Origin of the sequence: Enterobacteriaceae endosymbiont of Plateumaris braccata, assembly GCF_012563325.1 — a bacterium.
In the GTDB taxonomy this organism is placed as follows: domain Bacteria; phylum Pseudomonadota; class Gammaproteobacteria; order Enterobacterales; family Enterobacteriaceae.
In genome coordinates this window covers 264,202-278,058 of record NZ_CP046232.1, presented here as the reverse complement: position 1 = coordinate 278,058, position 13,857 = coordinate 264,202, and the positions used below count along the sequence as shown (strand labels likewise).

Annotated in this window: 10 protein-coding genes; 9 read left to right on the top strand and 1 reads right to left on the bottom strand. The window is 18.5% G+C overall.

Annotated elements, in window-relative coordinates; all coding sequences use genetic code 11:
- Positions 1–85 precede the first annotated feature (85 nt).
- A complete protein-coding gene (map, locus tag GJT80_RS01250; RefSeq protein WP_168867582.1) occupies positions 86–865 on the bottom strand; it encodes a type I methionyl aminopeptidase in 780 nt (259 codons plus the stop codon).
- Positions 866–979: 114 nt separating this feature from the next.
- Between map and rpsB the strand changes: the two genes are divergently transcribed.
- The 9 genes from rpsB to dnaE all read left to right on the top strand — a co-directional run bounded on the left by rpsB (position 980) and on the right by dnaE (position 13,824).
- Positions 980–1,708: a 30S ribosomal protein S2 gene (rpsB, locus tag GJT80_RS01245; protein ID WP_168867581.1), complete on the top strand. Its 729-nt coding sequence runs from the start codon at positions 980–982 to the stop codon at positions 1,706–1,708.
- Between the two features lie 18 nt (positions 1,709–1,726).
- On the top strand, positions 1,727–2,530 hold the full coding sequence (gene tsf, locus GJT80_RS01240; RefSeq protein WP_168867580.1) for a translation elongation factor Ts: 804 nt from the start codon (positions 1,727–1,729) through the stop codon (positions 2,528–2,530).
- Positions 2,531–2,601: 71 nt separating this feature from the next.
- Positions 2,602–3,333, top strand: a complete 732-nt coding sequence (gene pyrH, locus GJT80_RS01235; RefSeq protein WP_168867579.1) for a UMP kinase — start codon at positions 2,602–2,604, stop codon at positions 3,331–3,333.
- A gap of 81 nt (positions 3,334–3,414) precedes the next feature.
- Positions 3,415–3,942: a ribosome-recycling factor gene (locus tag GJT80_RS01230; protein WP_168867578.1), complete on the top strand. Its 528-nt coding sequence runs from the start codon at positions 3,415–3,417 to the stop codon at positions 3,940–3,942.
- Positions 3,943–3,991: 49 nt separating this feature from the next.
- Positions 3,992–5,212, top strand: coding sequence for a 1-deoxy-D-xylulose-5-phosphate reductoisomerase (dxr, locus tag GJT80_RS01225; RefSeq protein WP_168867577.1), 1,221 nt, complete (start codon positions 3,992–3,994; stop codon positions 5,210–5,212).
- A 19-nt stretch (positions 5,213–5,231) separates the two neighbouring features.
- The gene (uppS, locus tag GJT80_RS01220; RefSeq protein ID WP_168867811.1) at positions 5,232–5,969 is read left to right on the top strand and encodes a polyprenyl diphosphate synthase; all 738 of its coding nucleotides are present in this window, start codon (positions 5,232–5,234) and stop codon (positions 5,967–5,969) included.
- Positions 5,970–6,149: 180 nt separating this feature from the next.
- A complete protein-coding gene (gene rseP, locus GJT80_RS01215) occupies positions 6,150–7,523 on the top strand; it encodes an RIP metalloprotease RseP (RefSeq protein ID WP_168867576.1) in 1,374 nt (457 codons plus the stop codon).
- The gene (bamA, locus tag GJT80_RS01210; RefSeq protein ID WP_168867575.1) at positions 7,504–9,987 is read left to right on the top strand and encodes an outer membrane protein assembly factor BamA; all 2,484 of its coding nucleotides are present in this window, start codon (positions 7,504–7,506) and stop codon (positions 9,985–9,987) included. The genes rseP and bamA overlap by 20 nt, the downstream gene beginning before the upstream one ends.
- A gap of 345 nt (positions 9,988–10,332) precedes the next feature.
- The gene (gene dnaE, locus GJT80_RS01205) at positions 10,333–13,824 is read left to right on the top strand and encodes a DNA polymerase III subunit alpha (RefSeq protein WP_168867574.1); all 3,492 of its coding nucleotides are present in this window, start codon (positions 10,333–10,335) and stop codon (positions 13,822–13,824) included.
- The last annotated feature ends 33 nt before the right edge of the window (positions 13,825–13,857 follow it).

Here is a 13,857-nt window from a genome sequence, read left to right as displayed (position 1 = left end):
TATTTAATTATTTTTTGATATAATCAAGTAACTATTGTGAATAATAAATTATTTGATTATATCTAAAATTTAGGTAAATAAATTATTATATTTTGTTATATTCTTCTTTACGTATCGTTAATATTTTACATCCATTATTATTAACTAAAATAGTATGTTCATATTGTGCAGATAAAGTTTTATCTTTTGTTTTTACTGTCCATCCATCATTTGACAAATAAACATGATGTTTACCAATATTTATCATAGGTTCAATAGTAAAAACCATACCTGGTTTTAATATAATTCCATAATCATAAGCATCATAATGTAAAATTTGTGGTTCTTCATGAAAATTTTTTCCAATACCATGACCACAATATTGTCTAACAACAGAAAAATTTTTAGATTCAACATATTGTTGAATAGTTTTTCCGATTAAACTTAAAGATATACCAGGTTTAATTATATTAATAGCTTTATATAAACTTTTTTTAGCTGTTAAACATAATAATTTTGATTTTTCAGATATATAATCACCAACTACAAACATTTTAGAAGTATCACCATAATAATTATTATTAAATATAGTAACATCTATATTTAGGATATCACCGTATTGTAAACATTCTTGTTTATTAGAAATACCATGACATACAACATCATTAACAGAAATACATACAGATTTTGGAAATCCTTTATATCCTAATGTGGCTGGTTTAGCTTTTTGAACATTTACAATATAATCATGACATATATTGTTTAATTTTTCTGTATTAATACCTGGTTTTATATATTTTTCAATCATTTCAAGAACTTCTGCTGCTAATTGACATGATTTATTTATTTTTTTTATTTCTTCATCATTTTTAATTAGAATAGTCATTAATATTTCAATATAATTATTAATTGTATAATAATTAATATTACATTATAAATAACTAATAAAATAATAATTTTACAAATAATTAATACAAAAATAATAGAGAGGAGTGTAATAATGGATATCTCCATAAATAAAATGTTTAATGTTGGTATACATTTTGGACATCAAGCACGTTATTGGAATCCAAAGATGAAAGAATTTATTTTTAATAAACGTAATAAAATCCATATTATTAATTTAGATAAAACTATTGCTATGTTTAATATTGCTTTAATAGAATTAAAAAAAATTAGTTCTCGTAAAGGAAAAATTTTATTTGTAGGTACAAAAAAATCAGCTTCAAATTTAATTAAAGAAACAGCTAATACTTGTAATCAATTTTTTGTTAATCATCGTTGGTTAGGAGGAATGTTAACAAATTGGAAAACTGTAAAACAATCTATTAAAAAATTAAAAGAATTAGAAATTGAAAGTAAAGATGGTACTTTTATTAAGTTAACAAAAAAAGAAGCATTAATTAGAACAAGAAAATTATTAAAATTAGAAAAAAGTTTAGGAGGTATAAAAAATATGGGAGGATTACCTGATGCATTATTTATAATAGATGCTAATTATGAAAAAATTGCGATTAAAGAAGCAAATAAATTAAATATTCCAATTTTTGCTATTGTTGATACTAATTCAAATCCTGAAGGTATTAATTTTATTATTCCTGGAAATGATGATGCTATACGTGCTATAAAATTATATTTATATTATATAAAAAAAGCTATTTTACAAAGTCAAATAATAAATAATAATATAACATTAGAAAACAAAATTGAAAATTATAAAATTTATTAAAAATAAAAGAGATATTTAATGATTAAAATTACTGCTAATCAGGTAAAAGAATTAAGAAATATTACTGGTATAGGTATCATGGAATGTAAAAGAGCATTAATAAAAACAAACGGAAATATAAAGTTAGCTATAAACTATATTCGTAAATTTTCAAAAGTACAATCTATAAAAAAATCAGTTCTTATAACAAAAGAAGGATTTATTATAGATTTTATACAAGATAATTATGGAATTTTATTAGAAATAAATTCTCAAACAGATTTTGTTGCTAAACATAGTTTAGTGCAAAACTTTGCTAAAGATATAATTAAATATTCTTTTGAAAAAAAAATTACGAATATAACTGATATAAAAAGTATTTTTGAAGAAAAAAGAATAAAATTAATTAATATTATGAAAGAAAATATTATTATTAATCGTTTAGGTGTAATTATAGGAAATTTTATAGGAAAATATTTACATCATAGCAAACGTATCGGTGTAATAGTACAATCTAATATAAATAATCCGTTAATAATAAAAAAAATAGCCATGCATATAGCTGTATTAAAACCACAATATATAAGTAAAAAAGATGTATCTAAAAAAATTATTCAAAATGAATATAAGTTACAAATGGAAATTGCAAAAAAATTTAAAAAACCTTCTAATATAATAGAAAAAATAGTAACAGGACGTATAAATAAATTTATAAATAATATAACTTTAATTAATCAACCATTTTTATTTGATAGCAATCAAACAGTATTACAATTTTTAAATAAAAATAATGTTTGTATTTCTAAATTTATACGTTTTGAATTAGGTGAAAAACTACTTTAAATTAATTGTTATATTTATATATTTTAAAATAAAAAATAAATAAAAAATTTTAATTATGTGTAATTAATATTATGAAGATAAAAAATAAATTAATTTATAAAAGAGTAATTATTAAGATCAGTGGTGAATTTTTACAGGATAGAAATGATTTAAGTATAACTATAAATATTAATCAATTAAATTATATAATTCAAGAAATTAAAAAAATATTACCTTTAGGAATACAAATTGGTATTGTAATAGGAGGAGGAAATTTATTTAGAGGTAAATCTATTGTTTTAAACAATAATCTTGATCGTATAATTGCTGATCAAATGGGAATTTTAGCAACTATAATAAATGGTTTAGCATTATATAATTCTATGAAACTTTACTTAAAAAATATTTATTTAATGTCTTCTATAAAAATAAATGGTATTTGTGATGAATATGATATAATGAAAGCTAGAAACTTAATTAAAGATAATATAATTATATTATCAGGCGGTATTGGTAATCCTTTATTTACAACTGATACAACTGTCTCTTTAAGAGGAATTGAGTTAGAAGCTGATGCTATATTAAAAGCAACAAAAGTTAATGGAGTATATTCTAAAGATCCACAAAAAAACTATGATGCAAAATTTTATAGTAAATTAACATATGATTATGTTTTAAAAAAAAAAATACAAGTAATGGATGATACTGCTTTTATTTTAGCTCGTGATTATGATATTCCAATCCATATATTTAATATTAATAGATCAGGATCATTATATCGTGTTCTTACGGGAGAAATAGAAGGTACGATAATATCATTATAATTAAATTTTTAAATTTATTTAAATTTAAATATATGGAACAACAATATGTATAATTATATATTACAGAATAATGAAAAAAATATGAAAAAGTGTTTAGATATTTTTCAGAATAAAATTAATACAATATATATTAGTAGAATTTCTCCACATTTACTTGATAAAATCAGTATTAAAATTTCTAATAAATTTATATTAATAAAATACATAGCTACTATAGTAGTAGAAAATTCAAATACTTTAAAAATTACTCCTTTTGATTTTTTAATGTTAAAAAAAATTGAAAAAGCTATATTATTAGCAAATTTAAATTTAAGTATTAAATTGATAACATCAAATAATATTTATGTTATAATACCTCCTCTTACAGAATCTAGACGAATTAATATGATTAAAATCATAAAAGAAGAAACTGAACAAAATCGTATTAATATACGTAATATTAGAAGAGATTCTAACAATAAAATTAAATTTTACTTAAAAGAAAAAAAAATAAGTGAAAATGAAGAAAAAAAATTATATAAATATATTCAAAAACAAACAATTTACTATATAAATTATATATCTGATATTTTAAAAAAAAAAGAAAAAGAATTATTAAGTTTTAAATAAAAATTTAATTTTATTAAATATTTTATTTTCAATATTATAATTGGATTGTATGAAATACTTAACTATATTAGGTTCAACAGGATATATAGGAAGAAATGTTTTATCAGTAGTATTAACAAATCCTGAATTATTTAAAATAAAAGTATTAGTTTCTCATAGTAATGTAGAGTTAATGACTAAACAATGTATTTTATTTAATCCTGACTATGCAGCTATGTTAAAACAAAATGCAGCTGAAAAATTAAAAAGTAATTTATCTAATACTGAAATAAAAACACAAATTTTATTTGGTGAACAAAAAATAGAACAATTAGCATCTTTAGATGATGTAGATCAAGTTATTGCTGCTATAAATGGAACAGCTGGATTTTTATCTGTACTATCTGCTATTAGAGCAGGAAAAAATGTATTATTAGCAAATACAGAATTAATTGTAATTTCTGGTAATATTTTAATGTATGAAGCTAAAAAATTTCAAGCTAAAATTTTTCCTTTAAATAAAAATCATAGTTCTATTTTTCAAATGATGCCTACAAATATTCAAAAACAATTAGGATTTTGTGATTTTAATCAAAATAATATTAAAAAAATTATTCTTACTCATTCTGGTGGTCCTTTTCTACATACTCCTAAAAAAAAATTTAAATATATTAATATGAAAGATGTATGTAAATATACACATGGTAATATGAAAAAAAAATCAATAATTAATTCAGCTACTATGATGAATTTAGGATTAGAATATATAGCTAGTAAATATTTATTTAATGCAAAAAAAAATCAAATAGAAATTGTTATTCATCCTGAATCAAAAATTAATGCTATGGTGAAATTTAAAGATAGTAGTATTTCAACACAATTAAGTATTTCTGATATACGTGTTACTATTGCTAGTATGATAAATTGGCCTATTAAAATAGATTCCGGAGTTAAACAAATTAATTTACAAGAATTGAAATTTTTAACATTTTTAAAACCAGATTATATAAAATATTCTTGTTTAAAATTAGCGATTGAAGTTTGTTATACAAAAAATATTTCTTCATCAATAATATTACATGCAGCAAATGAAATAGCTATAAAATCTTTTATTAAGGAAGAAATATCATTTAATGATATTTCTTCCTTAAATCATACTATAATTAATACATTATCTTTTAATAATCCAAAATCTATTCATGATATATTATGGATAGATAATTATGTACGTAAATATACTAAATATATATTAAAAAACAAATTTAGAAATACATTAACTAATGTATATTAATATTATTAATAAAATTAAAATGATAATTAATAAAATAAATTTAAAATTAAAAAATACATCTTATCCAAATCATGTAGCTATTATTATGGATGGTAATAGAAGATGGGCAAAAAAAAAAAAAATGTGGAAATTTTCAGGTCATAAAGAAGGGGTAAATACTGTAAAAAAAATTATTAATTCTGCATTATATTATAGATTAAAAGTATTAACATTATACGCTTTTAGTAGTGAAAATTGGAAACGATCTGTTAATGAAATTACATTTTTAATGAATTTATTTACTAAAGTTTTAAATAATGAAACAATAAATTTTAAAAAAAAAAATATTTGTTTAAAAATTATTGGTAATATTAGTAAATTTAATATTAATTTACAAAAATCTATTATTAAAGCTGAAAATTTTACTAAAAATAATAATGGATTAATTTTAAATATAGCTGTTAATTATGGAGGACGTTGGGATATTATTTCGGGAATAAAAAAAATTGCTGTAAAAATTAAAAAAGGTTTATTAAATCCTAAAACAATTAATGAATATAATTTTTCTAAATATTTATGTTTAAATAATATAATTCCTGTAGATTTAGTAATAAGAACTGGAGGAGAATTACGTATTAGCAATTTTTTAATTTGGCAAATTGCTTATTCAGAACTTTATTTTACTAATATATTATGGCCGGACTTTAATAAACAAAATTTTAAAGATGCTTTAGAAGAATTTTCTAAAAGAAAACGTCGATTTGGTGGTAATAATTAATAATCAAATTATTATAAAATAATATTTTACAAAAATTTTTAAATTTTAATTATTATATATAAATGTTTTTTTATATTAATCAGAAATAAAAAATAAAATTTTTTATATATAATTAATAATAATTATAAAAATTATAATTTTAATTAACTATTTATATTTTTAATGTTTAGAGGAGTTAATATGTTGTTTAATGTTATTTGGGATATAATAATATTTATTATAACTTTAAGTACATTAATAATGGTGCATGAATTTGGACATTTTTATGTTGCACGTTATTTTAATATATATATTGAATGTTTTTCTATTGGATTTGGAAAAAAAATATTACAATATCGTGATAAATATGGAACTAGTTTTGTAATTAGATTAATACCTTTAGGTGGTTATATCAAAATGCCTGATAATCATCATATTACAACTAACCAAATTAAATATATAAATAAATATAAGTTATTATATTTTAATAATTTAGCTTTTTTTAAAAAATGTTTAATTATACTTTCTGGTCCTATATTTAATTTATTATTTTCAGTAATGATCTATTGGAGTGTTTTTTTTACAGGATTTCCTATTCATAAACCTATTATTAATGAAATTTATTATTCTTCATTAGCAGATATTTCTGGATTAACTCCGAATACAATAATTAAAAAAGTTAATGGAATTAAAACTTCTGATTGGGATACTGTTAATACAGTATTAATTCAAAATATACATAAAAATTTTATTGATTTAGAAGTCAGTAATCTAAATTCAAATATTTTATCTAAAAAAAAAATAATTCTTACAAAAGATTTCATTAAACTTAATAAAAATTATTTGATAACAAGTTTAGGTATTTTGCCAAGAGGATTTAAAATAACGCCTATTATTACTCAGATAATTACTCAATCACCTGCAGAAAAAGTAAAATTTAATGTAGGAGATAAAATTATAAAAATACAAGGAAAAAATTTTACAAATTGGTATGATTTTCAAAAAATTATTTCTAGTAATATAAATAAATCTATTTTAATTACTGTAAAAAGAGATAAAAAAAATGTAAATATTATTTTAAATCCTAATAAAGAATATTTATATAATAAAAAAAATGGATTTATAGGATTAATTCCACAAGTATTACATTATAGAAATAGTAATGAATTTACAACATATAGGTATAATATTTATCAATCTTTTATTAAAGCAATTGGTAAAACTTATATATTAATTAAATTAATGCTAATTATTATTATTAATTTATTTCATGGAAATATAAGTTTTCATAGTATTAATGGTCCTGTTTCTATAGCACATAATGCTGGAATATTATCTCGTGATCATTTTGTATATTATTTTATGTTTTTAGCTTTAATTAGTATTAATCTTGGTATTATAAACTTATTACCTATACCAGTATTAGATGGTGGTCAAATATCTTTTTTATTATATACTAAAATTACAGGACATAAAGTATCAAAAAAAACACAAGAATTAATATATAATATTAGTTTAATATTTTTATTCTTAATAATGGGGATTGCATTGATCAATGATTTTTCACAATTATAAACATGAATATTTATTTTATATAAAAAAAATTAAATATTTTATTTTATGTATAATAATTATTAGTAATAATATTTATTGTACAACTATAGATTTTAATCGAAACGATATTTTTTGTATAAATAAAATCACAATTTTTGGATTAAATAATTTTAATAAAAATAATATAATGCAAAATTTACCTATAAAAAAAGGAGATTATATTAAAAATGAAGATTTAACTAAATTAATTCATATTTTATTTGATATTGGTATATTTGAAAATATAAATGTTTTTAGAGATAAAAATCATATAGTAATTAAATTTTTAGAAAAACCTACTATTTCTGACATTTTTTTTAGCGGTAATAAATTACTTAAAAATGATGTATTAGTAAATATTATTAATAATATTGGAATAACCAAAGGTATCATAATTGATTATCCAGCATTATTTTTTGTCAAAAAACAAATAGAACATATTTATTTAGATAATGGAATGTTTAATTCTAAAGTTAAAATTAAAATTATTAGAAACTCACAATATAATAATGTTGTTATTAAATTTATAATTTATGAAGGAACAATTACAAAAATAAAACAAATAAATATTTTAGGAAATGATTATTATTCAAAAGAATATTTATTCTATTATTTAAAATGGATTTCTAGAAGATCTTTTATAGACTTTTTTTTAAAAAATAATTATCATACACAATATGTTCATAATTTTATAGAAAATTTAACAAATTTTTATTTAAATCAAGGATTTGCTCTTTTTAAAATAGAATCTATTTCTCATAATTTTTCAAAAAATAAAAAAAACATATATATTACTTTAAAAATTAATGAAAATAAAAAATATATATTCGAAAATATTATATATTTTATTAATAAAAAAGAATTTTTAGATAAAATACAAAATTCAATAAAAATTAAATCAGGAGATTTATATAATAATAATAAAATTATACAAATTAAAAATAAAATAATAAATATTTTAGGAAAATATGGATATTTATATCCTAAAATTAAAATTTTTAATAAATTTAATATAAATAATCATTCTGTTCAAATAACATTTAACATTTATACAGGTAAAAAATATTTTATAAGAAAAATAGAATATTTAGGGAACTATTTAACTAAAGATAAGATCTTGCGTAATGAAACCATACAAATGGAAAATACTTGGTTTAATAGTGATTTAATAAAAAAAACTAAAAAACGTTTAAATTTATTAGGATATTTTAATAATATAGAAATTTTTTTAAAAAAAAATAATGATTTAAATAATACAATAGATTTAATTTTTAAAGTTAATGAACGTGATAGTGGTATTTTTAATATTCATTTTGGTTATAGTACTCATCATAATTTTTCATTACTTTCAGATGTAGGAGAAGATAATTTTCTTGGTACAGGTAATGATATAAATATTAAAGTTAATATAGATTCATTACAAACTTATTTAGAATTTTCTTTAATGAATTCTTATTTTTTAAATAATAATGTTAGTTTAGGTACAAAATTATTTTTTCATAATCTTAAAATAAAAAATTCTAATCTTATAAATAGAAGTAGAGGTATTTCAGGTATATTAACTTATCCACTTAGTAAAAATTTACAAATACAAAATAATCTTGAATATAATATTAATAATTTTTTAAATGTCAAACCTCAAATATCTGTTTGGAATTATTTAAAAAAAATAGGTTATAAATTTAACTTAAATAATTCGAATAAATATATTATAAATAATTTAAATTTAAATAATTCATTAATTTTAAATACTTTAAATGATAAATTTTTGCCTAGTAAGGGTTACTTGAGCATATTAAATATAATGTTTAATATTCCGATATCTAAAAGTTATTTTTACAAAATAAATTTTTATAATTCTACATATATTCCTTTATATTTCTTAATAAAAAATAATAAATTTAATCCTTTTTCAAAATTGATTTTTTTATTTAAAAATAATATTGGATATGGTAATGGTTTTACAAATGGCAATTTTCCTTTCAATAAAAATTTTTTTTTAGGTGGACAAGAAACATTACGTGGTTTTAAAATAAATCATATAGGTCCAAAAGCAATATATTATAATTCATCAAAACATTTTTGTAAAAATAAACATATAATTTGTAAAACTCATGATTATATTGGAGGTAATTTAATAGCTAATTTTAGTACTGAAATTATTTTTCCTCTTCCTTTTATAAAACAATCATATAAAAAAAATATACGTACTTCTATTTTTTTAGATATTGGAAATATTTGGGATACTTTTCTTAAAGATAATTATTTAATAAAATTATATAACTTTTCTAAAGTAAATATATTAACTAATATGAGATCTTCTATTGGTATTGCTTTTAAATGGAATTCTCCTTTTGGAGTAATGATTTTTTCTTATGCATATCCTCTAATGAAATATGATCAGGATCAAATTGAACAATTTCAATTTAATATAGGTAAAATATAAAAATAGTTTATTTATAATAAATAATTTAAATAAAATTTATATAAATATAAAATTTTTTTAAAAAATTTTTATTATAATATATTATAATAATATATAATATATAAATAAAAAAATTATAAAAAAATAAATATAGTTAACAAAATAATATTTTTATAAAATTTTAAATTTTACTTTTATAAAAAATATTAAAAATATAATTAATAAAATTTATTTAGGTGTAAATTTTAAAGATAAAAAAATTTTTTTTAAGTAATTATTTAATGCTAAATAAAAAATTTTAGCATTAAATATATATTCATATGAAATTATACGTTAATATTTTTAATAAAAAATCTTATATATAAAATGAACAAAAATAACTTTATTCATTTACATGTTCATAGTGATTATTCAATGAAAGATGGATTAGCAAAAATTGAACATTTAGTTGAGAGAACAGTTGAATTTAATATGCCTGCATTAGCTATTACAGATATTACTAATATATTTGGATTAATAAAATTTTATAAAAAATCTTATAATTCAGGAATTAAAGCAATCATTGGATGTGAATTTATAATAAAAAATTGTATTAATTCATATAATTATTTTACTCAAATAACAATTTTAGCTAAAAATAATATTGGTTATCATAATTTAAAATTGCTTATATCTGATGCTTATAAAGATGGTTATAATAATGTGATTGGACCTTTTATAACTTATAAAATGTTAGTAAAATATAACAATGGTCTAATTATATTATCAGGAGGTGTTAAAGGTGATGTTGGAAAAAATATTTTAAATAAAAATATTTTTTTAGTCAAAAAAATTATTAATTTTTACAAAAAATATTTTACAAATAACTTTTATTTAGAATTAACTCGTACTAATCGCATTGATGAAGAAAAATATATATATTTAATTTTAAATATAGCTAATGATTTTAATTTACCTGTGGTTGCAACAAATGATGTGTGTTTTTTAGATAAAAAGGATTTTTTTGCTCATGAAATTCGTGTATCTATTAATAAAGGATATACTTTAAATCAATTTAAAAAAGAATCTAATTATAGTTCAGAACAATTTTTTCGAAGTTCTAAAGAAATGAATGATTTATTTTATGATATTCCTGAATCATTAGAAAATAGTATAGAAATAGCAAAAAGATGTAATGTATTTTTAACATTAGGTAAACATTTCTTACCTAAATTTAGTAAATGTGTAAATAATAAAGATTATCTTATAGAAAAAGCAAAAATTGGATTAAAAAATCGTTTAAAAAATTTATTTCCTAATAATAAAATAAGAAATTCTAAAAAAAATATATATGAACAAAGATTATTAAAAGAATTAGATGTTATTAATCAAATGGGTTTCCCTAGTTATTTTCTTATAGTTATGGAATTCGTTCAATGGTCTAAAGATAATAATATACCTATTGGACCTGCTAGAGGTTCTGGTGCTGGATCATTAGTTGCTTATTGTTTAAATATTACTAATATTGATCCAATTAAATTTGATTTAATTTTTGAAAGATTTCTTAATCCTGAAAGAATATCTTTACCGGATTTTGATATTGATTTTTGTATGGAAAAAAGAGATTTAGTTATTGAACATGTAAAGAGTATATATGGTTATGAAAAAGTATCTCAAATTATAACATTTGGTACTATGACAGCAAAAGCAGTAATTAGAGATGTTGGAAGAGTATTAGGATATCCTTATGATTTTGTTAATCGCATTTCAAAATTAATTCCTTTAGATATTGGAATAAGTCTAAAAAAAGCTTTTATTATAAATAAAAAATTATCTAATTTATATAAATTGGATAATAATGTAAAAGATTTAGTAAATACTAGTTTAAAACTAGAAGGTACAATACGTAATATTGGTAAACATGCAGGTGGTGTTGTTATAGCACCATCTCAAATAATAAAATTCACTCCTATATATTGTGATAGTAAAGGTGATAATATAGTTACTCAATTTGATAAAGATGATATAGAAGATATTGGATTAGTAAAATTTGATTTTTTAGGATTAAGAACATTAACTGTAATTAATCATGCGCTAAAAATAATTAATAAGCAAAACATAAAGGAAAATAAAATACCAGTTGATATTAATTCTATTAATTTAGATGATAAAAAAATTTACTCTTTTTTAAAAAAAGCTAATACAACTGCAATATTTCAATTAGAATCTAAAGGTATAAAAGATTTAATAAAAAAATTAAAACCAGATAATTTTGAAGATATTATTGCTTTATTAGCTCTTTTTCGTCCTGGTCCATTACAATCTGGTATGGTTGAAAATTTTATTAATAGAAAACATGGGAAAGAAATTATTTCTTATCCAAATATTAAATGGCAACATAAAAAATTAAAATCAGTATTAAAATCTACATACGGTATTATTTTATATCAAGAACAAGTTATGAAAATAGCACAGATACTTGCTGGATATAGTTTAGGTAAAGCTGATGTTTTACGTAGAGTAATTAGTAAAAAACAACATAAAGAAATGTTAAAACAAAGAACTTATTTTTTAAAAGGATCAAAAAAACTTAATATTGATACTAATTTGTCAATGAAAATTTTTGATTTTTTAGAAAATTTTGCTGCTTATGGTTTTAATAAATCTCATTCTGTAGGTTATGCATTAATATCATACCAAACACTTTGGTTAAAAGTATATTATCCAGCAGAATTTATGGCAGCTGTATTAACATCGGAGATGGATAATACAAAAAAAATTATTAATTTAGTAAATGAATGTTGTAACATTAAAATAAATTTATTACCACCTAATATTAATACTAGTATTTATGAATTTCATGTAAATAAAAAAGATAGTATTATATATGGTTTTGGAGCAATAAAAGGAATAGGAAAACATCAAGCTAAACATATTTTAAATACTAGAAAAAAATATGGACCTTATAAATCAATAGTAAATTTATGTATAAATACAAATTTTAAAAAAATAAATAAAGGTGTTATAGAAAAGTTAATAACTTCAGGTGCAATGGATTGTTTTGAATATAATAGAGGCATTTTATTTAATAAATTAAATGAAACTATACGAACAGCACAACAATATTTAAAAATAAAAAGAACAGGTCAAATAGATATGTTTAAATTAATAAATAAAAATCAAAATATTTTAAATGATTTAAATTTAATTTGGTCAAATAAAGAAAAATTTTTAAAAGAAAAAAATACTTTAGGTTTTTATTTATCTGGTCATCCTTTTATTGAATATTCTAAAGAAATAAAAATTTTTTATAAAATTAATAATATAAAAAATATAAAATTATTTTTTAAAAAAAATAATTTAAATTTTAAAATAGCAGGAGTTATTAGTAATATACATTATATTTATAATATGAAAAAAAATAAAATAATAGCTTTTGACATTGATGATCATACAGAAATAATAGAAGTTAATTTAACATTAGATATCTTTAATAAATTTTCTTCTTTAATAACATTAGAAAATATTCTTATTATAAGAGGATTTTTATTTTTTGATCATTTTACAAAAAAAATTAAGTTTCAAGGAAATAATATAATAGATATTGAAACTTTTCATAAAAAAAATATATATAGTATAATAATAATTATTCAAGAAAAAGAAATATTTTCTAATAAAAAATTTTTTAAAATTTTAAAAAATTTTTTATTAGAAAATATTAATATTAAAGGAGTACCTATATTTTTTTATTATAAGGATAATATTATAAAAATATATCATCAAACATATAAAATATTAATCGATGAAATTTTATTAAAAAAATTAAAATATATTTTAGAAAAAAACAAATTAAAATTAAAATTTAATTTTAATAAATAAAACAAATAATTTAATAAAATTAAATATAATTTT

What these genes read in the sequence shown, in the direction of transcription:
- map (WP_168867582.1), bottom strand. Translation starts at nt 865, where the DNA reads ATGACTATTCTAATTAAAAATGATGAAGAAATAAAAAAAATAAATAAA.
- rpsB (WP_168867581.1), top strand. Translation starts at nt 980, where the DNA reads ATGGATATCTCCATAAATAAAATGTTTAATGTTGGTATACATTTTGGA.
- tsf (WP_168867580.1), top strand. Translation starts at nt 1,727, where the DNA reads ATGATTAAAATTACTGCTAATCAGGTAAAAGAATTAAGAAATATTACT.
- pyrH (WP_168867579.1), top strand. Translation starts at nt 2,602, where the DNA reads ATGAAGATAAAAAATAAATTAATTTATAAAAGAGTAATTATTAAGATC.
- GJT80_RS01230 (WP_168867578.1), top strand. Translation starts at nt 3,415, where the DNA reads ATGAAAAAGTGTTTAGATATTTTTCAGAATAAAATTAATACAATATAT.
- dxr (WP_168867577.1), top strand. Translation starts at nt 3,992, where the DNA reads ATGAAATACTTAACTATATTAGGTTCAACAGGATATATAGGAAGAAAT.
- uppS (WP_168867811.1), top strand. Translation starts at nt 5,232, where the DNA reads ATGATAATTAATAAAATAAATTTAAAATTAAAAAATACATCTTATCCA.
- rseP (WP_168867576.1), top strand. Translation starts at nt 6,150, where the DNA reads ATGTTGTTTAATGTTATTTGGGATATAATAATATTTATTATAACTTTA.
- bamA (WP_168867575.1), top strand. Translation starts at nt 7,504, where the DNA reads ATGATTTTTCACAATTATAAACATGAATATTTATTTTATATAAAAAAA.
- dnaE (WP_168867574.1), top strand. Translation starts at nt 10,333, where the DNA reads ATGAACAAAAATAACTTTATTCATTTACATGTTCATAGTGATTATTCA.